A 22,659-nucleotide genomic window follows, 5' to 3' on the forward strand; every position below is an offset into this window, starting at 1 on the left:
GGCCGGCGGCCAGCTTACAGTCGCATCCGCGCTCCGACGATCCATGACCCCCACCACACCCCGCCCCGCCCGCCCCGCCATCAGCTGCGTCGTGCCCGCGTACAACGAGGCCGAGAACCTCGGTCCGTTGCTGGCCGGCCTGACGGTGCAGCTGGCCGACCTGACCGATCGCTGGGAGGTGCTGGTCATCGACGACGGCAGCCGCGACGCCACGCCGGCCGCAGTCGCCCCGTGGCTGCTGGCGCCGGGCGTGCGCTACCTGCGCCTGTCGCGCAACTTCGGCAAGGAGGCGGCGCTGACCGCGGGCATCGACCACGCCGCCGGTGACGTGGTGCTGCTGATGGACGCCGACCTCCAGCACCCCGCCTCGCTCGTGCCCGAGATGGTCCAGGCCTGGCAGGCCGGGGCCGACATGGTCTGCGCCGCGCGCGCGTCGCGCGCCGACGAGAGCTGGCCCAAGCGGATCGGCACCGCGCTGTTCTACCGGCTGGTCAACCACAACGCCGCGGTGCCGATCCCGGTCGATGCCGGCGACTTCCGGCTGATGGACCGCCGCGTCGTCGACGCGCTCAAGGCGCTGCCCGAGCGCAACCGCTTCATGAAGGGGCTGTATGCCTGGGTCGGCTTCCACAACGTGATCATCCCGTACGTGCCGGCCGAGCGCCTGTCGGGCACCAGCAGTTTCTCGCTGCGCAGCCTGTCGAAGCTCGCGTTCACCGGCGTCACCGCGTTCACCAACGCGCCGCTGCGGTTGTGGAGCGCGCTCGGCGTCGTGGTCGCGCTGTTCGCGCTCGCGTTCGGCATGTGGATCGTCATCGAGCACTTCATCTACGGCAGCGACGTGCCCGGCTGGGCCACGCTGGTGTGCGGGATGATGTTCTTCAGCGGCATCCAGCTGCTGTCGATCGGCATCCTCGGCGAATACGTCGGGCGGATCTTCGACGAGGTCAAGCAGCGGCCGGTCTACCTGATCGGCAGCCAGGCCGGGCGCGGCGCGATCGCCGCCGCCTCGGACGACGCCGGCGCATGAGCGCCGCGACGGGCCGCGGCGGGCAGCGATTGCTCGCCCTGTGTGCGGACGATTTCGGGCTGGCGCCCGGCATCTCCGCCGGCATCGCCCGGCTGGCGCACGCGCAGCGCCTGACCGCGATCTCGTGCATCACCAACAGCCCGCATTGGCCGAAGACGGCCGGGCTGCTGAACGGCCTGCCGGACACGGTCGACGTCGGCCTGCACCTGAACTTCACCGAAGGCCGGCCGCTGAGCACGCGCCTCGCACGGCACTGGCCGACACTCCCGCCGCTGCCGCGCCTGATCGCACAGGCGCACCTGCGGCTGCTGCCGATCTCGCAGGTGCGCAACGAGGTGCATGCACAGCTCGCCGCCTTCAACCATGTGCTCGGCCGTCCGCCGGCGTTCATCGACGGCCACCAGCACGTTCACCATCTGCCGGGCGTGCGCCGCGTGATCCTCGACATGGTCGAGCACGTGCAGCCGCTGCCCGCGCTGCGCAATACCGGCCGGCTGCTCGGGCCCGGCGCCGGCTTCAAGCGCTGGGTGATCGAGCGCACCGGCGGGCGCACGCTGGAGCGGGAACTGACCCAGCGCGTGATCCCGCACAACGCGGTGCTGCTCGGCGCCTACGACTTCGTCGATCCCGACTATCAGGGGTGCATGCGGCGCTGGCTCGCCGAGCTCCCCGCCGAGGGCGGCCTGCTGTTCTGCCACCCCGGTGAGCACCTGCCCGGCGATCCGCCCGATGCGATCCAGGCGGCGCGCAAGCGCGAGCTCGCCTACCTGGGCAGCGTGGCGTTCGACGACGACCTGGCGGCGGCCGGCGTGCGCCTCGGGCGCGTCTGGCGGACCGTCACCGAAACGTCCAGGCCCGGTTGATCGCGAACGTCAGCAGCAGGCTGGTCAGCGTCGCGATGACCTGCGCGATCAGGTAGTGCAACCCGAGCCGCACGCCGAGCGCGACGATCGCCATCCCGAGTACCGCGCCGAACAGCGCCGTCAGCATGAAGCGCGGCCACGACGCACCGATGCCGCCGCGGTGCGCGAACGTGAACCAGCGGTTGCCCGCATACGCCAGCTGCGCGCCGACCACCGCCCCCGTGCCGGACGCCAGCCAGGCCGCCCAGCCCGCGCCCTCGACAAGGGCCGCAAGCACCCCGTAGTGAAGCGCGGTCGCCACCGCGCCGACCAGCGTGTAGCGCGAGAAATGGCGGGCCGTGCTCAAGGGCACACCCGCCCCGGCACGCGCCAGAGCTCGGTGCGCTTGTCGGCGAACGCACGCGAGGCGCCGGGCAGGCCCGAGACGCGGTCGGCGTGTCCGGCCGACACGATGAACCAGGTCGCGCTCGTGCCGCAGGCCATGCGGTCCAGCTCGGTCAGCGGCCGCAGCAGCTGGCGCGCGAGCGGCGGGTCGAAGCGCGCCGCATCGAACACCTCCTTGCGCCAGTTGTCGCGGCGCGGAATCTCCGGATCGGCCCAGTCCGCGGCGATCACCACCGGCCGCGCCAGCCGGGCATAGAACGGCACGTCGTAGAAGTATTCGTCGACCATCACGACCCGGTCGGCGGGCTGCATCGCCGTGCGCAGCACCTGCGCCAGCGCCTGGTTCGACTGCGGCGCCTTCCAGGCCGCGAAGCCGACGATCGCCACGCACGCGAGCGCCGCCACGCCCATCACCACCCGCCAGGCGCGCCCCGTGCCCGCCGCGACGGCCAGCGCCAGCAGCGCACACCACGGCGCGAGCGCCGGCAGCGCGTAGCCGACCAGCTTGGAGCTCGGGATCGAGAAGAAGCCCACGATCGCGACGACCCACCACGCGTACAGCAACGTGGTCGGGCTGCGATCCGCCCACGCGCGCTTGAGCGCCACCGGCGTCCACGCGCTCCACGGCAGCGTCGCGAGCGGCAGCACGGCGAGGAAGAACCACGGACCGTGCACGTTGTTGAAGGTCGACTGCGCGAAGCGGCGGAAGTGCTGCTCCATCACGAAGTAGTCGAAGAAGCCGGGATAGCGCTGCTGCATCACGATGAACCAAGGCAGCCCGACGACGGCGAACACGAGCAGGCCGAGCGGGTGCAGCAGCCCCAGCACCTGCCGCCAGCGCCCCTGCGCGAGCAGCCACGGGCCGATCACCAGCGCCGGCAGCACGATGCCGATCAGGCCCTTGGCCAGCACCGCGAACGCGCACAACAGCCAGCCGGCCACGAGCCAGCGCAGATCGACCCGGGGCGGTTCGTCGACCGCCCGCGCCATCGCCAGCACGGCGGCGGTGATCAGCCCGCCGACCAGCATGTCGTGGTTCGCGTACTGGCTGCCGACGAAGAAGAACGGCGTCGTCGCCAGCACCCCGAGCGCGAGCGCGGCGGTGCGCGCGCCGTGCCAGCGGCGCATCGCGAGGAACAGCGCCGCGCCCATCAGCCAGGCCCCCACGGCCGAGCCGAAGCGACCGGCGAACTCGTGCACGCCGAGCAGCTGCAGCGCGGCGATGTCGAGCCAGTAGAACAGCGGCGGCTTGTGGAAGAACGGCAGTCCGTTGAGCGTCGGCACCAGCCAGTCGCCGTGCCACATCGCGCGCGCCACCTCGGCATAGCGGCCCTCGTCCGGCAGCAGCAGCGGACGCAGACCGAGGGTGGCGAGCAGCCAGAGCGCCAGCGCGCCGAGCAGCACCGGCGCCGAAGCCGGGGCGGCGGCGGCACGGGAGTCAGGGGCGGGAGCGGGCATTGGCGCGGCGGGGTCGGCGTGGCGCGCCATTAGACCATCGGCTCACCCCTGCCCAGCACGTCGCGCAGGCGATCGGGACGCGGCGGGCCGCGGGCCGGTGCGACTCAATCCACCTTCGCGCCGGAGACCTTCACGACTTGCGCCCACTTCTTCGTCTCGGCCGCGATGAAGGCCGCGAACTCGGCCGGCGGCTGGCCACCGGGGATCGCGCCCTGCGACTGCAGCCGCTCCTTGAACGCGGGCGACTGGAACGACTTGGCGGTTTCCTGGTTGATGCGGTTGACGATGTCCATCGGCGTGCCGGCCGGCGCGAACAGGCCGAACCAGGAGCTCGCGTCGAAGCCCTTCATCACGCCGCCGGTTTCGGCGATGGTGGGCAGGTCGGGCAGCGCGGCGCTGCGCTGGATCGACGTCACCGCGAGCGCCTTCAGCTTGCCCGACTTGATGTGCGGCAGCGCCGACGGCAGGTTGTCGAACATCAGGTCCATCGTGCCGCCGATCAGGTCGAGCAGCGCCGGGCCGGAGCCACGGTAAGGGAAATGGACCATGTAGGTGCCGGTGACGCTCTTGAACAGCTCGCCGGTCAGGTGGATCGAGGTGCCGTTGCCGCTCGACGCCATGTTCAGCTTGCCGGTGTTCGCCTTCGCGAACCGCACCAGGTCGGCGACGTTGTGAATCCCGGCCGATTCGGCCTTCGCCGGGTTCATCACCAGCACGTTCGGCACGCCCGCGACCAGCACGACGGGGACGAAATCCTTGACCGGGTCGAACGGCATCTTCGGGTACAGCGCCGCATTGATCGCGTGCGTGCCGACCGTGCCCATCAGCAGGTTGTAGCCGTCCGGTGCCGACTTGGCGATCGCGTCGGCACCGAGGTTGCCGCCGGCGCCGGGCTTGTTGTCGATGATGAAGGTCTGGCCGAAGGCCCTCGTCAGCTCGGGGGTCAGCGCACGGGCGAGGATGTCGGTGGTGCCGGCGGGCGCGAACGGCACGACGATGCGCACCGGCTTGTTCGGCCACGCGGACTGGGCGCGCACCGCGGCGGGTGCGAGCAGGGAGCCGGCGCTGGCAAGCAGCAGGCGGCGGCGATCGATCGTCGGCATGGGGAACCCCTTCGTGGACTGCATGGTGCGCGAGAGTGTCGCGCGCCGCAGGCTCGGGGGTCAGAGGGCTTGCCCGCAGAAAAAAGAAGGGAAGCGGGACAGTGATCGCGGGGGCTCGCTCTCGACTCCGCCCCAGCCTGCCCGCTTCCCTCAGGACGTCAGGACCGTCCGCAAAAAGGGTAGATGCCGCGTGGTCAGCGCAAGTTCAGTTCGGCGCGCAGCCACAACGACAGCTGGGCCGGCGCGCGGCTGGTCTGCAGCACGCGGAACGGCTGGCGCGGTGCGCTGGGTTGCAGCACCGGGTCGCGGCGCTGCGGCAATACGCGGCTGGCGGCGGCGACAGGTCGCTTGACGATGGGCGACGTGGCGTTCTGTTTCATCTCAGGCCCCCGTCCCGCGGGCGGGCACGTCGAAGTGCGGGCCGGTGACCGGCAGCAGCACGCTGGCGGCGCGGCTCATCCAGTCGGACAGGTCCAGCGTGTTCGGCAGGCGCTGGGCGCCGGGCTGGGTCAGCCGCAGCACCGAGGAGGCGCCGCCGCGGCAGCGGGGGGTCGCCGGCCGCAGGCGGCGCGGCGTGGAGGAGGCGGTCCGGGCAGAGCGGTTCAGCGGCATGGCAACGACGTCCTTGGAGTCCTTGACCCGTCGCGGCCGGCGGCTGCGCGGGTGCTGTGAGCCCACAGGCGCAACCTCCATGCCAGCGCCCGCGGACCCCGCCAACGGGGGCGCCGACGGGCCGGGTGACGCCAATTCGAACAAGCGCGAACGAAAACCGGCGTACCCGTAAGCGGAGCGTTACAGGTTCGACCGGATTCGTCGCGAGTTTGCCGGCTTGCGTGCGGTCACGCGGCCGCGCGGTACCCGCGCGGGATGGCCCCCAGCAGCCGCCGCGTGTACTCCTGCTGCGGCGCGTCCAGGATCTGCGCCACGCTGGCCTGCTCGACGACCTCGCCGTCCTTCATCACCAGCACCTCGTCGGCCATGAAGCGCACCACCGCCAGGTCGTGGCTGATGAAGATGTAGGCCAGGCCGAATTCGTCCTGCAGGTCCTTCAGCAGGTTCAGCACCTGGGCCTGCACCGACACGTCGAGCGCGCTGACCGCTTCGTCCAGCACCAGCACCTCGGGGTCCAGCGTCAGGCAGCGTGCGATCGCGACGCGCTGGCGCTGCCCGCCGGAGAACTCGTGCGGGTACTTGTCCATCGCCGCGTCGTCGAGGCCGACCTTGCGCAGCAGCGCACGGGCGCGCTCCTCGCGATCGTCCTGATCGCGGCCGATGCCGTGGATCGTCATCGGCTCGACCAGCGTCTGGCCGACCGTGAAGCGCGGGTTCAGGCTCGCGTACGGGTTCTGGAACACCACCTGGATGCGCTTGCGCATCGGCAGCATCTCCCCCTTGCTCAGCGCCAGCAGGTCGATGCCGTCGAACGTCACCTTCCCGCTGACCGGCCCGCCGCTCGGCTCGTGCAGGCGCAGCAGCGCCAGCCCCATCGTCGTCTTGCCCGAGCCCGATTCGCCCACGACGCCCAGCGTGTGGCCCTGGCGCAGCTTGAAGGTCGCACCCTTGACGGCCTTGAACTCCTTGCGCCCGAACACGCCGCTGCGCAGCCAGAAGCTCTTGGTCAGCGCGCTGGCCTCGATGATCACGCGCGCGTTCGGGTCCTTGGCCTTGCCCACGGCCTCGCGGGCGTGGCCCGCGATGTGGTCGTCGATCACCATCAGCCGCGGGGCGCGCTGCTCCAGCGTCGGCCGGCAGGCCAGCAGCGCGCGGGTGTACGCGTCCTGCGGGTCGGCGAAGATCCGTGCCACCGGTCCCTGCTCACGGACCGTGCCGTGGCGCATCACGACCACGTGGTCGGCGATCTCGCCGACGACACCCAGGTCGTGGCTGATGAACAGCATGCTCATCCGGTACTTGGCCTTCAGGCCGGCCAGCAGCTCCATGATCTGGCGCTGGATCGTCACGTCGAGCGCGGTGGTCGGCTCGTCGGCGATCAGCAGCTTCGGTTCGCAGGCCAGCGCCATCGCGATCATCACGCGCTGCTGCTGGCCGCCCGACAGCTGGTGCGGGTAGACGCCCAGCCGGCGCTTCGGCTCCGGCATGCCGACTTCCGTCAGCAACGCCTCGGCGCGGCGCATGCTGTCGCGCGCGTTCAGGCCCAGGTGTTTCATCAGCGGCTCGCAGATCTGCTGGCCGACCGTGAACACCGGGTTCAGCGAGGTCATCGGGTCTTGGAAGACGCAGGCGATCTCCTTGCCGCGCAGCTTCTGCAGCTCGCTCATCGGCGTGGCCAGCATGTCGCGGCCCTGGAACGTGATAGCCCCGCTGCGCTCGACGTTGTCGGGCAGCAGGTTCAGGATCGACATCGCGGTCACGCTCTTGCCCGAGCCCGATTCGCCGACCAGCGCGACCGTGGTGTTCTCGGGCACGTCGAAACTGACGCCCTTGACCGCCTCGAAGCGCTTGACGACGCCGTTCTCCTTGCCGAGCCGAAAGGCGACCCGCAGGTTGTCGATGCTCAGTAGCGTGCTCATTCCAGACCCCGCAGCTTCGGATCGAGCGCATCGCGCAGCGCATCGGTCATCAGCGAGAACGCGGTGACGAACACCGCCATGAAGATCGTCGCGGCAGCGAGCTGCCACCAGTGGCCGAGGATCAGCTCGCTCTGCGCCTCGCTGAGCATCGTGCCCCACGAGACCTGGTCGACGCCGACGCCGAGGCCGAGGTACGACAGGATCACCTCGCTCTTGATGAAGCCGACGACGTGGATCGACAGCTGCACCAGCACCACGTGGCTGACGTTCGGCAGGATGTGGCGGAACATGCGCGACGCATTGCTCGCGCCGATCGCCTCGGCCGAACGCACGTAGTCGCGGTTGGCGTGCTTGATGAACTCGGCCCGCACCAGCCGGTAGATGCCGGTCCACCCCGCCAGGCCCAGGATCAGCACGACCGAGCCGATGCCGCGCCCGAACACCGCCGCGAACGCGAAGATCAGCAGGATGCCGGGGATCGCGGTGAAGACGTTGTAGACCCACTCGAGCAGGTCGCCGACCTTGCCGCCGAAGAAGCCGGCGACGGCGCCGAGCAGCGTGCCGATCACGGTGGCCAGCACCGCGGACGAGACGCCGACCAGGATCGACACCTGCGCGCCCTTGATCGCCTTGGCCAGCACGTCGCGGCCGAGCCGGTCGCCGCCGAACGGCAGCGTGTCGGCGCGCACGGCGTCCTTGGTCTGGTACTTCTTCGCGGCCTCCGCCCACTCGGCATAACGCGGCGCGAGCGGGTCGACCGCCGAGATGTCGACGTTCGGGCCGCTCGGCGCGGCGATCGCGACGCTCTCGGTCTTGGCCGCCGGGCCGATGAAGGTAGGCGGCGCATCCGGCACGCCGCGCTCCGTCTGCCAGTCCTTCGCGACCAGGCCGAGCCCGGAGGCGAGCACCAGCAGCAGGAACAGCACCACGATCACCAGCGAGGTCAGGCCGACGTGGTCGGTCTTGAAGCGCGTGGCCGCCGCGGCCCACACGCCCTTGCCGCGCGTCATGCTCGGCGTCAGTTGGGGACTCACCAAGGTACTCATTTGAGGACCACCCGCGGGTCGACCAGCTTGTAGAGGATGTCGGTCAGCAGGTTCACGACCATCGTGATCACCGCGATGTAGATCGCGAACGCCTGGATCACCGGGTAGTCGCTGCGGTTCACCGCCAGCAGGATCTCGCGGCCGAGACCCGGGATCGAGAAGAACACCTCGATCAGGAACGAGCCGACGAAGATGCCCGGCAGGCTCACCGCCACGTTCGTCAGGATCGGGATCATCGCGTTGCGCAGCACGTGCTTCATCAGGATGACCGGCTCGGTCAGGCCCTTGGCGCGCGCGGTGCGCACGTAGTCGTGGCCGATCTCGTCGAGGAAGAAGGTGCGGTACAGCCGCGTCGTCGGCGCCAGCGAGACCGCCACGGCCAGCAGCACCGGCAGCGGCGCGTAGGTGGTCAGGTTGGTCCAGACGCTGTCGCTCCAGCCCTGCACGGGGAAGAGCCCGAGCTGGAACGCGAACACGTACTGGCCGACGATCACGTAGACCAGGAACGAGATCGACAGCGCCACCGTCGTGAGCACCATGATCGTCCGGTCGGTCAGCGAGCCGCGCACGTAGGCCACGCCCATCGCGAACGGGATCGCCAGCAGCGTGTCGAGGATCAGGATCGGCACCATCACCGTCAACGTCGCCGGCAGGCGGGTGGCGAACAGGTTGGAGACCGCCTCGTTGGTCGCCCAGCTCTTGCCCCAGTCGAACGTGACGATCTGCTTGAGGAAGATGCCGAACTGCGTCCACAGCGGCTCGTTCAGCCCGAGCTGCTGGCGGATCGCGTCGACCTGCTGTTGGGTGGCGTTCAGGCCGCCGAGGATTTCAGCGGGATCGCCGCCAAAGGCTTTGAATAGCAGGAACACCAGCAGAACGACGCCGAACAATGTCGGGATCATTTGCCACAGGCGTCGGATCAGATAGGCCGCCATGGCTCAACACACTCCTCATCCAGTCAAATCGGGGCACCCCGCGCGCCGCCCGTGCTCGTGGCGGGGCGGGCGGCGCAGGGTGCGAGCGGACGGGAGTCTAGGGCCTGCGCGGGGCGGCCCTCCCCCGCGTTTGCCCTCTTTCCCCGCCGCGCGGCTGGCGCGCCGGCACGCAATTCGCGTGCCCCGGGTCGGCCGCGCCGGAACCTTGGTGCTTGCACCGTGTCCGACCGCGCAGCGCTGCCCCTAGACTCCCGCCTTCGATTCACCGGCCCCACCCGGGCCCCTGTCGTGATCCCACAAGGAACGCCGTCCATGCCCTCTCGCGCCGCCGCGCCGCGCCGCGCTTTCGTCCTTCGCGGCCTCGCGGCGCTCGTCGGCGGCTGGTTCGCGCCGCGGGCCGGGGCGCAACCCGCGCCGGCCACGGCGCCCGGCGGCAAGAAGGTCCTGCGCTACGCGATGCGCGTCGCGGAGACCGGCTTCGACCCGGCGCAGATCTCGGACCTCTATTCGAGCCTGATCGCCTCGAACATCTTCGATTCGCTGTTTGCCTACGAATTCCTCGCGCGCCCGGTGCGGTTGCGGCCGAGCACCGCCGCGGCGTTCCCCGAGGCGTCGGCCGACTTCAAGCGCTTCACGGTCCGCATCAAGCCCGGCATCTTCTTCGCCGACGATCCGGCGTTCAAGGGCGTGAAGCGCGAACTCGTCGCGGCCGACTACGTCTACAGCATCAAGCGCCACTTCGACCCGCGCTGGAAGAGCCCGACGTACCAGACCCTCGCGAACAACGCGATCGTCGGCCTGGACGACCTGCGCCAGGCCGCGATCAGGAACAAGACGCCGTTCGACTACGACACCCCGGTCGAAGGCCTGCGCGCGACCGACCGCTACACGATCCATTTCATCCTCGGCACGCCGAACCCGCGCTTCACCGATGCGCTGAGCGATCCCTCCAAGCTCGGGGCGGTCGCACGCGAGGTGGTCGAGTTCTACGGCGACAAGATCATGGATCACCCGGTCGGCACCGGCCCGTTCCGGCTCGCCGAGTGGCGACGCAGCTCGCTGGTCGCGCTCGAGAAGAACCCGAGCTACCGCGACGAGTTCTACGACGAGGAGGCCCCCGCCGGCGACCCGCTCGCGCAGGCCGCCGCCGCCAAGCTGAAGGGCCGCAAGCTGCCGATGGTCGACCGGGTCGAGCTCAGCGTGATCGAGCAGCCGCAGCCGCGCTGGCTGGCCTTCATCAACCGCGAAATGGACGTCGTCTGGCAGGTGCCCGAGGACTTCACCAACATCGCGATCCCGAACAACCAGGTCGCGCCCAACCTGGCCAAGCAGGGCGTCTACCAGGTCCGCTACCAGCGCAACGACGCGTCGATGTCGTACTTCGGCATGGAGAACCCGGTGGTCGGCGGCTACACGCCCGAGAAGGTCGCGCTGCGCCGCGCGCTCGCACTGGCGGTCAACGTGGACGAAGAGATCCGCGTGGTGCGGCGAGGCCAGGCGATCGTCGCGCAGTCGATCGTGCCGCCGGGCCTGTACGGCTACGACCCGGCGTTCAAGAGCGAGATGGGCGAGTTCAACCGCGGCAAGGCACAGGCGCTGCTCGACCTGTACGGCTACACGGACCGCGACGGCGACGGCTGGCGCGAGCAGCCCGACGGCTCGCCGCTGACGATCGAGTACGCGACCCAGCCGAACGACCTCGATCGCCAGCTGATCACCCAGTGGAAGAAGAACATGGATGCGATCGGCATCCGCATGGTTTTCAAGACCGCGCAGTGGCCCGAGAACCTGAAGGCCTCGCGCGCCGGCAAGCTGATGATGTGGGGCGTGGCCTGGACCGGGGGGCCCGACGGCGAGGAGTTCCTCGTTCTCGGCGACGGCCCCGAGAAGGGCCAGGCCAACCACGCCCGCTTCGACCATCCCGAATACAACCGCCTGTTCCAGCAGATGCGCGTGATGCCCGACGGCCCCGAACGGCTGAAGGTGATGACCCGCATGAAGGAGATCCTGGTCGCGTTCATGCCCTACAAGGCGCACGTGCACCGCATCTGGACCGACCTGGCGCAGCCCTGGGTCGTGGGCTACCACCGCAACCTGTTCGTCGCCGAGTTCTGGCGCTACGTCGACATCGATCTGGCCGAGAAGGCAAGGCGCCTGGGATGAGCGGCGCCGAATTCACCCGCCGCAGCGTGCTCGCGGCCGGCGCCGGGGCGGCGTTGGGTCTGCCGGCGGCCGCGCGTGCCGAGCCGGGAAAGAAGGTGCTGCGCTATGCGTTCGAGGTCGCGGAGACGAGTCTCGATCCGGCCAAGATCAACGACCTCTATTCGCGCATCCTGACGCCGCACATCTTCGAAGGGCTATACCACTACGACCACCTGGCGCGGCCGATCAAGATCAAGCCGCTCACCGCCGACGGCATGCCGCAGGCGTCGAGCGATTTCCGCACGTGGACGGTCAAGATCAGGCCCGGCATTTACTTTGCAGACGACCCCGCCTTCAGAGGCAAGCGACGCGAACTCGTCGCGCAAGACTACGTCTACAGCTTCAAGCGCTTCGCCGACCCGGCCAACAAGAGCCCGGTCTGGTCGGGCCTCGAGACCGAACGGCTGCTCGGCCTCAACGAGTTGCGCCAGGCCGGACTCGATGCGCGCAAGCCGTTCGACTACGACCGCGAGATCGAAGGACTGCGCGCGCTCGACCGCTACACCTTGCAGTTCAAGGTGGCCGAGCCGCGCCCTCGTTTCCATGAGAACCTGGCGTCCGGTGACCTGTTCGGGGCGGTGGCTCGCGAGGTGATCGAGTTCTACGGCGAGGAGGCCGAGTCCCATCCCGTTGGCACCGGCCCGTTCCGCCTCGTGCAGTGGCGACGCAGCTCGTTCATCGCATTCGAGCGCAACCCCGGCTTCCGCGAGATGTTCTACGACGCCGAGCCCGCCGCCGACGATGCGGAGGGGCAGGCCTGGGCGGCGCGACTCAAGGGACGCCGCCTGCCGATGGTCGATCGGGTCGAGATCTCGATCATCGAGGAGGAGCAGCCGCGCTGGCTGGCGTTCCTGAACAACCAGGCCGACCTGCAGTTCGAGATGGGCTTCCAGTTCATCCCGCAGGCGATGCCGAACGGCAAGGTCGCGCCGAACCTCGCGAAGCGCGGCATCAAGGGCTACCGCTACCTCGAGCCGACCGTCTATTGCGCCTTCTTCAACATGGAGGACGCGGTGATCGGAGGCTACGAGCCGGCGCGCATCGCGCTGCGTCGCGCGATCGGACTGGGCATGGACGCGCGAACGCTGGTGGCCTACGCCTACAACGGCCAGGGTGCCGCCGCGCAGACGCCGCTGCTGCCGCACACCAGCAACTACGACCCTCACTACCGCAGCGAATTCGGCGAGTACGACCCGGCGCGCGCGCAGGCGCTGCTGGACTTGTACGGCTACGTCGACAAGGATGGCGATGGCTGGCGCGAGCAGCCCGACGGTTCGCCACTGGTGCTGCGCATCAACACCCAGTCCGACCAGCGCTCGCGCAAGATCGCCGAGGTGATGGACCGCAACCTGCGCGCGCTGCGCATCCGCAGCGAGTCGGTCGTGGCGCAGTGGCCCGAGAACCTGAAGGCGGCGCGCGCGGGCAAGCTGCAGGTGTGGACAGTCGGTTCGCAGGCCGACGCGCCCGATTCGATCGGCGCCCTCGCGCGCTACGACAGCCGCCAGATCGGCGGGCAAAACATGGCCCGCTTCCGCATGCCTGCGTTCGACGCACTCTACGATCGCGCGCAGGCGCTGCCCGACGGGCCGGAACGCGCCGCACTGTTCGACCAGGCTCAGAAGCTCGCATTGGCCTACATGCCGTACAAGTACACGATCCACCGCATCTCCACCGACATGGCTCAGCCGTGGTTGATCGGCTACCGCCACCCGGTCTTCTGGACCGACTGGTGGCAGTACGTGGACATCGACGATTCGCTGCGCAATCCGACCCGATGATGACGCTCCGCCCACTCTTGATCGCCGCCACGCTGGCCGCCGTCGCCCACGTCCACGCCTACGCCCAGGCGCCCACGCCGCCGGCGGCACCGCAAAAGGTACTGCGCTACGCCTTCGAGGTCGCCGAGACCAGCCTCGACCCGGTCAAGATCAACGACCTCTATTCGCGCACGCTGACGCCACACATCTTCGAGGGCCTGTACACCTACGACCACCTCGCGCGGCCGGTGAAGATCAAGCCGCTGACGGCCGACGGCATGCCGCAGAACTCGGCCGACTTCCGCACCTGGACCGTCAAGATCAAGCCCGGCATCTACTTCGCCGACGACCCGGCGTTCAAGGGTGCGAAGCGCGAGCTGGTGGCGCAGGACTACGTCTACGCGATGAAGCGCTTCGCCGACCCGGCCAACAAGAGCCCGGTCTGGAGCGGGCTTGAGAACGAGAAGCTGCTGGGCCTGGCGGAGTTGCGTCAGCGCGCCATCGACAGCAAGAAGCCCTTCGACTACGACACCGAGATCGAAGGCGTGCGCGCCCTCGATCGCTACACCGTGCAGTTCCGCATCGCCGATCCGCGCCCGCGCTTCATCGAGGCGCTCGCCGGCGGCGATCTGTTCGGCGCAGTGCCGCGCGAGGCCGTCGAGTTCTATGGCGAGCAGTTCCAGGCGCACCCGGTCGGCACCGGGCCGTTTCGCCTCGTGCAGTGGCGGCGCAGCTCGTTCATCGCGCTGGAGCGCAACCCGGGCTACCGCGAGCGCTATTACGACGCCGAACCGGCCGCCGACGATGCCGAGGGCCAGGCCATCCTGGCGCGACTCAAAGGTCGGCGCCTGCCGATGGTCGACCGGGTCGAGATCTCGATCATCGAGGAGGAGCAGCCGCGCTGGCTGTCGTTCGTCAACGGCGAGGCCGATCTGGCCTACCGCGTCGGCTACCAGTTCGTGAACCAGGCGATGCCGGGCGGCAAGGTCGCACCCCACCTCGCGAAGCGCGGCGTGCAGGGCTTCCGCTATGTCGAGGCGGCGGCGAACTACTACCTGTTCAACCTCGACGACCCGGTGGTGGGCGGCTACACGCCCGAGCAGGTGGCGCTGCGCCGTGCGTTCGGGCTCGGTCTGAACACGCAGAACATCATCGACTACGCCTACAGCGGCATGGGCACGATCGCGCAAGGGCCGACGCTGGCGCACACCAGCGCCTACGACCCGAAGCTCAAGACCGAGGTGGGCGACTACGACCCGGCGCGTGCCAACGCGCTGCTCGATCTGTACGGCTACAAGGACCGCGACGGCGACGGCTGGCGCGAGCGCCCCGACGGCTCGCCGCTGGTGCTGGACGTCAACACCCAGTCGCAGCTGCGCGACCGGCGCATCGCCGAGGTGATGACCAAGAACATGAAGGCGCTCGGGATCCGGGTGCGGATGAAGGTCGCGCAGTGGCCCGAGAACCTGAAGTCGGCGCGTGCCGGCAAGTACCAGATGTGGGCGCTGGGCGGTTCGTCCGCCTCGCCGGATTCGGCCGGCGCATTCCAGCGCATGGACAGCCGCCAGATCGGCGGCCAGAACATGGCGCGCGTGCGCCTGCCCGAGCTCGACGCCGCCTACGCCAAGCTGCAGGAACTGCCCGACGGGCCGGAGCGCCTGGCGGTGTTCCGCCAGGCCGAACAGATCGCGCTCGCGTACATGCCCTACAAGTTCACGCTGAACCGCGTCTCGATCGACATGGCGCAGCCGCAGGTGATCGGCTACCGCCATCCGGTCTTCTGGCAGGACTGGTGGCAGTACGTCGACATCGACGACTCCCTGCGCCCGAAGCGCTGACAGCATGAGGCTGCGCCGGTTCCTCTGCATCGTCGCCGTGCTGGTCGGTGCGGCGGGCGCGCGCGCCGAGCCGCTCAAGGTGCTGCGCTACGCGTTCGAAGTCGCCGAGTCGAGCCTGGATCCGGCCAAGACCAACGATTTCTATTCCAAGCAGCTGATCGGCAACGTCTACGACGGCTTGTTCGCCTACGACCACCTCGCGCGGCCGGTGAAGATCAAGCCGTGGACCGCGCGCGCGCTGCCCGAGGTCAGCGACGATTTCAAGGTCTGGACGATCAGGCTGCGCCCCGACATCTACTTCGCCGACGATCCTGCGTTCAAGGGTCGGAAGCGCGAGCTGGTCGCGCAGGACTACGTCTACTCGATCAAGCGCTTCGCCGATCCGGCCAGCAAGAGCCCGAGCTGGGGCGGCGTCGAGGCCGACGGCATCGTCGGATTGGCCGAGCTCCGCGCGCAGTCGCTGAAGAACAAGACGCCGTTCGACTACGACCGCGAGATCGAGGGCCTGCGCGCGCTCGACCGCTACACGCTGCGCATCACGCTGAAGGAGCCGCGCCCGCGCTACAACGAGAGCCTGGCCGGTGGCGACCTGTTCGGCGCCGTCGCGCGCGAGGTGGTCGAGTTCTATGGCGATCGGTTCGATGCGCACCCGGTCGGTACCGGGCCGTTCAAGCTCGCCCAGTGGCGGCGCAGCTCGTTCATCGCGTTCGAGCGCAACCCCGATTTTCGCGAGGTGCTGTACGACGCGGCGCCCGCGGCCGACGATGCAGAAGGCCAGGCGTTGCTTGCCAGGTACAAGGGCCGGCGCCTGCCGCTGGTCGACCGGGTCGAGATCTCGATCGTCGAGGAAGAGCAGCCGCGCTGGCTCGCCTTCGTCAACGGCGAGGCCGACCTCGCGTACCGCGTGGGCTACCAGTTCGCACCGCAGGCGATGCCGAACGGCAAGGTCGCGCCGAACCTCGCGAAGCGCGGCATCCGCGGGTTTCCGATCGTCGAGTCGGCCGGCAACTACTACTACTTCAACATGGAGGACGCGACCGTCGGCGGCTACACGCCGGAGAAGGTCGCGCTGCGCCGCGCGATCGCGCTCGGCATCGACGCGAGGAACGTGATCGACTACGCCTTCAATGGCCTGGGGACCTACTCGCAAGGCCCGACCCTGCCGTTCACCAGCGCCTACGACCCGGCGCTGAAGACCGAGTTCAGCGACTACGACCCGGCGCGCGCTCGAGCGCTGCTCGACCTGTACGGCTACACGGACCGCGACGGCGACGGCTGGCGCGAGCTGCCCGACGGCGCGCCGCTGCTGTTGCGCGTCTCGACCACGCCGGTGCAGCGCGACCGCAAGATCGCCGAGGTGATGAACAAGAACATGAAGGCGCTGGGCATCCGCTTGCAGCTGCTGACGGCGCAGTGGCCCGAGAACCTGAAGGCGGCGCGCGCCGGCAAGCTCCAGATGTGGTTCCTCGGCTCGATCTCGACCGCGCCGGATGCGGGCGGCTCGTTCGCCCGCTACGACGGTCGCCAGGCCGGCGGCCAGAACCTTGCGCGTTTCAAGCTGCCCGAGGCCGATGTGCTCTACGACCGGCTGCAGACGCTGCCCGACGGCCCCGAGCGCAGCGCCACCTTCCGCGAGATCGAGCGCCTGGCGATCGCCTACATGCCGTACAAGTTCACGTTGACCCGGGTGTCGCTCGACATGGCGCAGCCGCAGCTGATCGGCTATCGCCGGCCGGTGTTCTGGAAGGATTGGTGGCAGTACGTGGACATCGACAACACGAAGCGGGTGGCCCGGTGATCGACCGCCGCAGCTGGTCGGCGGCGATGCTCGGCGGGCTGGCGCTGCCGTCGTGGGCGAACGCGGCCGAACCCGACACCATCGGCGCGAACATCCTGCGCGTACCGTTCGAGTCGGCCGAGACGGGCTTCGATCCGGCGCAGATTGCGGACCTCTATTCGGCTCGGGTCACCGCGCACATCTTCGAGTCGCTCTACCGCTACGACTGGCTCGCGATGCCGGTCAAGGTCAAGCCGCTCACCGCGGCCGCACTGCCCGAGGTGACCGACGACTACCGCGTCTGGACGATCCGGCTCAAGCCCGGCATCTTCTTCGCCGACGACCCGGCGTTCAAGGGCCGGCGGCGCGAGCTCGTCGCCGAGGATTACGTCTACTCGATCAAGCGCATGTACGACCCGGCGACGAAGAGCCCCAGCCTGTCGACGTTGGAAGAGGACGCGCCGCTCGGGCTGGCGGAACTGCGCGAGGCCGCGCTGCGCCAGAAGAAGCCGTTCGACTACGACACGCCGGTGCTGGGCCTGCGCGCACTCGACCGCTACACGCTGCAGTTCCGCCTCCCGGAGTCGCGGCCACGCTTCGTCGCCGGGCTGTGCGCGTCGTCGATCATGGGCGCGGTGGCGCGCGAGGTCGTCGAGCATTACGGCGACGAGATCATGGCGCACCCGGTCGGCACCGGGCCGTACCGGTTGAAAAGCTGGCGGCGCAGCTCGCGCATCGTGCTCGAACGCAACCCGACCTTCCGTGAAGTGCTGTACGACGGCGAGCCGGCCGCGGACGACGTCCAGGGACAGGCCTGGCTGGCGCGTTTCAAGGGTCGCCGCCTGCCGCTGAACGACGGCGTCGAAATCTCGGTGCTCGAAGAGGGCCAGGCGCGCTGGCTGTCGTTCCTGCAAGGGCGCGTCGACTACGTGCGCGTGCCGCCCGAGTTCACCAACTTCGCGGCGCCCGCCGGCACGCTGGCGCCCAACCTCGTGAAGCGCGGCATCCAGGCGCGCAAATACGTGAATCCCGATTTCACGGTCTCCTGGTTCAACATGGAGGACCCGGTCGTCGGCGGCTACACGCCCGACAAGGTCGCGCTGCGGCGGGCGATCGGCCTGTCGTACAACATCGATCGCGAGATCCGGATCGTGCGACGCGGCAGCGCGATCGCGGCGCAGGCGCCGATGCCGCCCGGGACCTACGGCTACGACGCCGCGTTCCGTACCGAGCAGAGCCAGCACGACCCGGCGCGCGCCAAGGCACTGCTCGATCTGTACGGCTACGTCGACCGCAACGGCGATGGCTGGCGCGAGCAGCCGGACGGCTCGCCGCTGGTGCTGCACATGGCGACGCAGACCTCGAACATCGAGCGGCAGCTCGACGAGAACTGGCAGAAGAGCATGGCGTCGGTCGGCGTGCGGATCGTGTTCGACACCGCGCAGTGGCCCGAGAACTTCAAGGCCGCGCGCGCGGGCAAGCTGCAGATGTGGGGCCTCGGCTCCACGCTCGGCGAGGACGCGCAGGCCGGCCTCGAATACATGTATGGCCCGTCGATCGGCAGCGGCAACCTGGCGCGCTTCAAGCTGCCCGCGTTCGATGCGATCTACCGGCGCATGCTGGTGCTGCCCGACGGCCCCGAGCGCGCCGCGCTGTTCCTCGAGGCGGCCAAGCTCGTCACCGCCTACATGCCCTACAAGATGCACGTGCACCGCGTCTACACCGACCTGACCCAACCGTGGATCACTGGGTGGCGCGAGGGGCTTTTCCGCCGCGAGTCGTGGATGTTCGCGGAGGTCGACGGCCCGCTGCGTGAGCGTTTGTCTCGTTGACGACCGGTCGGCGGCTTGCACAATGGCCGCATGACCTCGCCCCGCATTCACCACATCACCCGCTACATCGACTGGCTCGCGCGCGAGCGCGGCCTGCATTTCGACCCGACGACGACCGAAGGCTACGACGCGCTGTGGCGCTGGTCGGTCACCGACCTGCGCGCGTTCTGGGGTTCGATCTGGGACCACTTCGGCATGCAGTCGCCGACGCCGTACAGCACCGTGCTCGAGGCCGAGGTGATGCCCGGCGCGCGCTGGTTCGTCGGCGCGCAGGTCAACTACGCGCAGCACCTGTTCTCGCATGCCGATGCGGCGCATGCGGCCGGGCACCCGGCGATCGTGTTCCAGAACGAGGCCATGCGAGGTTTAGGCGCGCGCGGCGAGATGCAGCAGATCGCCTGGCCCGAGCTGCGCCGCCAGGTCGCGTCGCTCGCGGCCACGCTGCAGGCGCTCGGCGTGCAGCGCGGCGACCGGGTCGGCGCGTTCATGCCGAACATCCCGCAGACCATCGTCGCGTTCCTCGCCTGCGCCAGCCTCGGCGCGATCTGGTCGGTCTGCTCGCCGGACATGGGACCGGTCGCGGTGCTCGACCGCTTCCGCCAGATCGAACCGAAGGTGCTGATCGCGGTCGACGGCTACACCTACGGCGGCGTCGCGCACGACCGCCTCGCCGTGCTGCGCGGGCTGCTCGACGAACTGCCCAGCGTGCATCACGTGCTGCTGCTGAAATACCAGAACGAAGCCGCCGACGTGGCCGCGCTCGCCGGCCCGCGGCGCGCGGTGCACGACTTCGCCGCAGCCTGCGCCGCCGACGTGCCGTTCGCGCCCGTCTGGCTGCCGTTCGACCACCCGCTGTGGGTCGTCTACTCGAGCGGCACCACCGGCCTGCCCAAGCCGATCGTCCACGGCCACGGCGGCGTGATGATCGAGGCGCTGAAGGCCGGCGCGCTGCACAACGATGTCGGCCCGAGCGCGCTCGGCGGCGACCGCTACCACTGGTACAGCGCGACCGGCTGGATCATGTGGAACTCGCAGGTCGGCGCACTGCTCGGCGGCACCACGATCTGCGTCTACGACGGCAACCCGGGCGGCGCGATCAAGGCACCCGACCTGAACACGCTGTGGCGCTTCGCGGCCGACGCGGGCGTGACCTTCTTCGGCGCCGGCGCCGCGTTCTACGCCAACTGCCTGAAGGCCGGCATCGAGCCGGCGAAGGTCGCCGACCTGTCTCGGCTGCGCGCGATCGGCTCGACCGGCTCGCCGCTGTCGGTCGATTCTTACCAGTGGGTCTACGACCAGATGCCGAAGGTCGACGGCCACCCCATCTGGCTGACTCCGATCTCCGGCGGCACCGATTTCGCCGGCGCGTTCGTCGCCGGGCTGCCGACCCTGCCGACCGTGATCGGCGAGATGCAGTGCCGCTGCCTCGGCGCGGCCGTGCACGCCTGGGACGAGCAGGGCCGCGACCTGATCGACGAAGTCGGCGAGCTGGTGTGTGCCAAGCCGATGCCGTCGATGCCGCTGTACTTCTGGGGCGATGCCGACGGCAAGCGCTACCGTGACAGCTACTTCGACATGTACCCCGGCGTCTGGCGCCACGGCGACTGGATCCGGATCACGCCGCGCGGCGGCGCGATCATCTACGGCCGCAGCGACGCCACGATCAACCGCCACGGCATCCGCATGGGCACGGCCGAGCTGTACCGCGCGGTCGAGGCGCTGCCGGAGGTGCTGGACAGCCTGGTCGTTGACCTGGAGTACCTGGGCCGCGAGAGTTACATGCCGCTGTTCGTCGTGCTGCGCGACGGGCTGGTGCTGGACGCGACGCTGACGAAGCAGCTGAAGGACGCGATCAAGACCGCGCTGTCGGCGCGCCACGTCCCGAACGAGATCTTCCAGGTCGAGGCGGTACCGCGCACGCTGTCCGGCAAGAAGATGGAGCTGCCGGTCAAGAAGCTGCTGATGGGCACACCCGCCGAGCAGGTGTTCAAGCTCGATGCGATGGCGAACGCCGGCTGCGTCGCCTGGTTCGTCGCGTTCGCGCAGCGGCGCGCGGACGCCTGACGCGACCTGGCGCGACGGCGGGCAGGTGCTGTCCTACGCCGGCTGCCCGCGGCTTCCGACGTTGCGGCGCGGGCGCGCTCATTACAGTCCTGCGACAGGCTGGATGCGGGATCGCGCCGCATCGGTCCAACCGGGGACAACGTGCGCACCAAGTCGAGCTCTCGCCGCGGCATCCTGCCGGTGCCTCCTGATCCGGCGGGCCCGGCCGAGCCGTTCGAGGACAGCGCGATCGGCGGCCTCGCCGACGCGTGGCGCGCACTCGACGCGGGCGACGCGCAGAAGGCGCGCAATATCGGCCAGTCGGCGCTGATCGCCGCGAAGGCGCGGGCCGACCTGCACGGCGAGGCGATGGCCTTGACCTGCCTGGCCCATGCGGACCGGATCGACTCGCGCTTGCGCCGCGCCGGCGAGACCAGCCGGCGCGCCGCGCAGGTGTTCCAGCGCCTCGGCGATGTGGAAGGCGAAGCCGGCGCGTTAACCACGCTCGCGCACGTGGCGGTGCTGCTGGGCCGCAACGACGAAGCCGTCGAAGCCGCCATCCTGTGCGTTCGCCTGTGCGACCCGGACACGCCGACGCCGCAGGCCGTGCTGGCCTACAACGGGCTGGGCATCGCCTACGGCTGGAGCGGCAACTTCGAGCGGGCAAACGCGGCACTGGCGCTCGCGATCGAGATCGCCGGCCTGTGCGACCCGCCGGTCAGCGCCTACCAGCCGCTGCTGAACCAGGCCTGGATCGAGGCATCGCGGCTGGCGGAGGAGCGCTACGAGAAGGGCGAGATCGGCAGCCTGGAACCGCTGGCGCGCCTGATCGACGATTGCCGTGCGCTCGAGGGCGAAGGTGCCGGCGCGACCGTGATGCCGGGCCTGATGCCGGCCGCGCTAACCGTGTCGCTCGCGCTCGGCGCCCTGCTCGCCGCCTGGCGGCGTGACACGGCAGAGGCGCGCCGCGAGGCCGAACTCGCGGTGCGCTCGCTCGGCGGCATCGTCACCTGGCTGGACGCGGTGGTGCACTGGGTGCTGGCCGAACTGGCGTGGCTGCAGTCGGACTGGAAGAGCGCCGAGATCGCGCTGCGCGAGATGAAGGAGCTCGGTCTGGCAGTCGAACACGAGCAGCTCGCCTGCATGGCCCACCTGCTGCTGATCCAGGTGTTCGAGCAGCAGGGCAAGTTCCCCGCCGCGCAGCAGGAGCAGCGCGCGCTGCGCTCGCGCGAGCGGCGCATGCGCAGCGACAGTGTCAGCAGCCGCGAGGCGGTGGTGAAGTGGCAGCTCGGCGCGCGCCAGAGCGAGGCCCACCTGCAGCGCGCGCTGGTCGAGTCCAAGCAGTTCGAGCGCTGGTCGTTCGAGGACCCGCTGACCGGCATCGCGAACCGGCGCTACTTCGAGCAGGAATTGAGCGAGCGCCTCGCCCGGTCCGCCAGCGACGGCCGGCCGCTGACCGTGGCGATGATCGACCTCGATCACTTCAAGGCCGTCAACGACACCTACACCCACCAGGTCGGCGACAGCGTGCTGAGTGCGCTCGCCGGCGTGATGGCCCGGACCGTGCGACAGGGCGACCTCCCGGCCCGCCTGGCCGGTGACGAGTTCGTGGTGCTGTTCCACGACGCCGACACCGAGGTCGCGGCCGAGATCTGCGAGCGCATCCGCGCCGCGATCGCGGCGTTCGACTGGAGCGCCATCGCGCCCGGGCTCCAGGCCTCGGTGAGCATCGGCATCGCGACCGCGATCGAGGGCGACACCGTCGGCACGCTGCTGCATCGCAGCGACCAGTCGATGTACACGGTCAAGGCCAGCGCATTCAGGAGCAGCTACTGACCCACCCCGGAAACTCCCCCGGGG

The 22,659-nt window shown here is 69.6% G+C and carries 17 protein-coding genes; 9 read left to right on the forward strand and 8 right to left on the reverse strand.

What is annotated here, in order from left to right; translation table 11 throughout:
- The first annotated feature begins 43 nt into the window (after nt 1-43).
- A complete protein-coding gene (locus tag ASC76_RS21920) occupies nt 44-1,030 on the forward strand; it encodes a glycosyltransferase family 2 protein (protein WP_056471879.1) in 987 nt (328 codons plus the stop codon).
- Nucleotides 1,027-1,893 carry a ChbG/HpnK family deacetylase gene (locus ASC76_RS21925; protein WP_056471882.1) on the forward strand — a complete coding sequence of 289 codons (867 nt, stop codon included), beginning with the start codon at nt 1,027-1,029 and terminating at the stop codon, nt 1,891-1,893. The genes ASC76_RS21920 and ASC76_RS21925 overlap by 4 nt, the downstream gene beginning before the upstream one ends.
- Here ASC76_RS21925 and ASC76_RS25795 read toward each other — a convergent pair.
- From ASC76_RS25795 to ASC76_RS21965, 8 genes are all read right to left on the reverse strand, one after another.
- Nucleotides 1,868-2,239 carry a GtrA family protein gene (locus ASC76_RS25795; RefSeq protein ID WP_056471886.1) on the reverse strand — a complete coding sequence of 124 codons (372 nt, stop codon included), beginning with the start codon at nt 2,237-2,239 and terminating at the stop codon, nt 1,868-1,870. The genes ASC76_RS21925 and ASC76_RS25795 overlap by 26 nt on opposite strands.
- Nucleotides 2,236-3,735: a glycosyltransferase family 39 protein gene (locus ASC76_RS21935; RefSeq protein WP_162247153.1), complete on the reverse strand. Its 1,500-nt coding sequence runs from the start codon at nt 3,733-3,735 to the stop codon at nt 2,236-2,238. The genes ASC76_RS25795 and ASC76_RS21935 overlap by 4 nt, the downstream gene beginning before the upstream one ends.
- Nucleotides 3,736-3,839: 104 nt before the next feature.
- The gene (locus ASC76_RS21940; protein ID WP_056471891.1) at nt 3,840-4,838 is read right to left on the reverse strand and encodes a tripartite tricarboxylate transporter substrate binding protein; all 999 of its coding nucleotides are present in this window, start codon (nt 4,836-4,838) and stop codon (nt 3,840-3,842) included.
- 194 nt (nt 4,839-5,032) lie between these two features.
- Nucleotides 5,033-5,218, reverse strand: a complete 186-nt coding sequence (locus ASC76_RS21945; protein WP_056471894.1) for a hypothetical protein — start codon at nt 5,216-5,218, stop codon at nt 5,033-5,035.
- 1 nt (nt 5,219) lies between these two features.
- Nucleotides 5,220-5,450, reverse strand: a complete 231-nt coding sequence (locus ASC76_RS21950) for a hypothetical protein (RefSeq protein ID WP_056471897.1) — start codon at nt 5,448-5,450, stop codon at nt 5,220-5,222.
- A gap of 227 nt (nt 5,451-5,677) precedes the next feature.
- A complete protein-coding gene (locus ASC76_RS21955; protein ID WP_056471902.1) occupies nt 5,678-7,369 on the reverse strand; it encodes an ABC transporter ATP-binding protein in 1,692 nt (563 codons plus the stop codon).
- Nucleotides 7,366-8,415, reverse strand: coding sequence for an ABC transporter permease (locus ASC76_RS21960; RefSeq protein ID WP_056471904.1), 1,050 nt, complete (start codon nt 8,413-8,415; stop codon nt 7,366-7,368). Before ASC76_RS21960 ends, ASC76_RS21955 begins: the two co-directional genes overlap by 4 nt.
- A complete protein-coding gene (locus tag ASC76_RS21965; protein ID WP_056471908.1) occupies nt 8,412-9,350 on the reverse strand; it encodes an ABC transporter permease in 939 nt (312 codons plus the stop codon). Before ASC76_RS21965 ends, ASC76_RS21960 begins: the two co-directional genes overlap by 4 nt.
- Before the next feature lie 312 nt (nt 9,351-9,662).
- On the opposite strand from ASC76_RS21965, the gene ASC76_RS21970 reads away from it, so the two are divergent.
- The 7 genes from ASC76_RS21970 to ASC76_RS22000 all read left to right on the forward strand — a co-directional run bounded on the left by ASC76_RS21970 (nt 9,663) and on the right by ASC76_RS22000 (nt 22,635).
- On the forward strand, nt 9,663-11,513 hold the full coding sequence (locus ASC76_RS21970) for an ABC transporter substrate-binding protein (RefSeq protein WP_082549378.1): 1,851 nt from the start codon (nt 9,663-9,665) through the stop codon (nt 11,511-11,513).
- Complete coding sequence (locus tag ASC76_RS21975; protein WP_056471910.1) at nt 11,510-13,330, forward strand: ABC transporter substrate-binding protein; 1,821 nt, start codon at nt 11,510-11,512, stop codon at nt 13,328-13,330. The genes ASC76_RS21970 and ASC76_RS21975 overlap by 4 nt, the downstream gene beginning before the upstream one ends.
- On the forward strand, nt 13,330-15,147 hold the full coding sequence (locus ASC76_RS21980) for an ABC transporter substrate-binding protein (RefSeq protein WP_056472181.1): 1,818 nt from the start codon (nt 13,330-13,332) through the stop codon (nt 15,145-15,147). The genes ASC76_RS21975 and ASC76_RS21980 overlap by 1 nt, the downstream gene beginning before the upstream one ends.
- Nucleotides 15,148-15,151: 4 nt before the next feature.
- A complete protein-coding gene (locus ASC76_RS21985; protein ID WP_056471912.1) occupies nt 15,152-16,945 on the forward strand; it encodes an ABC transporter substrate-binding protein in 1,794 nt (597 codons plus the stop codon).
- Nucleotides 16,942-18,756 carry an ABC transporter substrate-binding protein gene (locus ASC76_RS21990; protein ID WP_235580554.1) on the forward strand — a complete coding sequence of 605 codons (1,815 nt, stop codon included), beginning with the start codon at nt 16,942-16,944 and terminating at the stop codon, nt 18,754-18,756. Before ASC76_RS21985 ends, ASC76_RS21990 begins: the two co-directional genes overlap by 4 nt.
- A 30-nt stretch (nt 18,757-18,786) precedes the next feature.
- On the forward strand, nt 18,787-20,820 hold the full coding sequence (locus ASC76_RS21995) for an acetoacetate--CoA ligase (protein WP_056471915.1): 2,034 nt from the start codon (nt 18,787-18,789) through the stop codon (nt 20,818-20,820).
- 141 nt (nt 20,821-20,961) lie between these two features.
- Complete coding sequence (locus ASC76_RS22000) at nt 20,962-22,635, forward strand: GGDEF domain-containing protein (RefSeq protein WP_056471917.1); 1,674 nt, start codon at nt 20,962-20,964, stop codon at nt 22,633-22,635.
- Nucleotides 22,636-22,659 lie beyond the last annotated feature (24 nt).

Origin of the sequence: Rhizobacter sp. Root404, assembly GCF_001425865.1 — a bacterium.
Classification (GTDB): Bacteria; Pseudomonadota; Gammaproteobacteria; order Burkholderiales; family Burkholderiaceae_C; genus LMDS01.

Bases quoted from the DNA above. Each gene is read 5' to 3' on its own strand.
- ASC76_RS21980 (WP_056472181.1), top strand. From the start codon at position 13,330: ATGACGCTCCGCCCACTCTTGATCGCCGCCACGCTGGCCGCCGTCGCC.
- ASC76_RS21940 (WP_056471891.1), bottom strand. From the start codon at position 4,838: ATGCCGACGATCGATCGCCGCCGCCTGCTGCTTGCCAGCGCCGGCTCC.
- ASC76_RS21965 (WP_056471908.1), bottom strand. From the start codon at position 9,350: ATGGCGGCCTATCTGATCCGACGCCTGTGGCAAATGATCCCGACATTG.
- ASC76_RS21975 (WP_056471910.1), top strand. From the start codon at position 11,510: ATGAGCGGCGCCGAATTCACCCGCCGCAGCGTGCTCGCGGCCGGCGCC.
- ASC76_RS21920 (WP_056471879.1), top strand. From the start codon at position 44: ATGACCCCCACCACACCCCGCCCCGCCCGCCCCGCCATCAGCTGCGTC.
- ASC76_RS21960 (WP_056471904.1), bottom strand. From the start codon at position 8,415: ATGAGTACCTTGGTGAGTCCCCAACTGACGCCGAGCATGACGCGCGGC.
- ASC76_RS21925 (WP_056471882.1), top strand. From the start codon at position 1,027: ATGAGCGCCGCGACGGGCCGCGGCGGGCAGCGATTGCTCGCCCTGTGT.
- ASC76_RS21985 (WP_056471912.1), top strand. From the start codon at position 15,152: ATGAGGCTGCGCCGGTTCCTCTGCATCGTCGCCGTGCTGGTCGGTGCG.
- ASC76_RS21955 (WP_056471902.1), bottom strand. From the start codon at position 7,369: ATGAGCACGCTACTGAGCATCGACAACCTGCGGGTCGCCTTTCGGCTC.
- ASC76_RS21935 (WP_162247153.1), bottom strand. From the start codon at position 3,735: ATGCCCGCTCCCGCCCCTGACTCCCGTGCCGCCGCCGCCCCGGCTTCG.
- ASC76_RS21950 (WP_056471897.1), bottom strand. From the start codon at position 5,450: ATGCCGCTGAACCGCTCTGCCCGGACCGCCTCCTCCACGCCGCGCCGC.
- ASC76_RS21970 (WP_082549378.1), top strand. From the start codon at position 9,663: ATGCCCTCTCGCGCCGCCGCGCCGCGCCGCGCTTTCGTCCTTCGCGGC.
- ASC76_RS21995 (WP_056471915.1), top strand. From the start codon at position 18,787: ATGACCTCGCCCCGCATTCACCACATCACCCGCTACATCGACTGGCTC.
- ASC76_RS21945 (WP_056471894.1), bottom strand. From the start codon at position 5,218: ATGAAACAGAACGCCACGTCGCCCATCGTCAAGCGACCTGTCGCCGCC.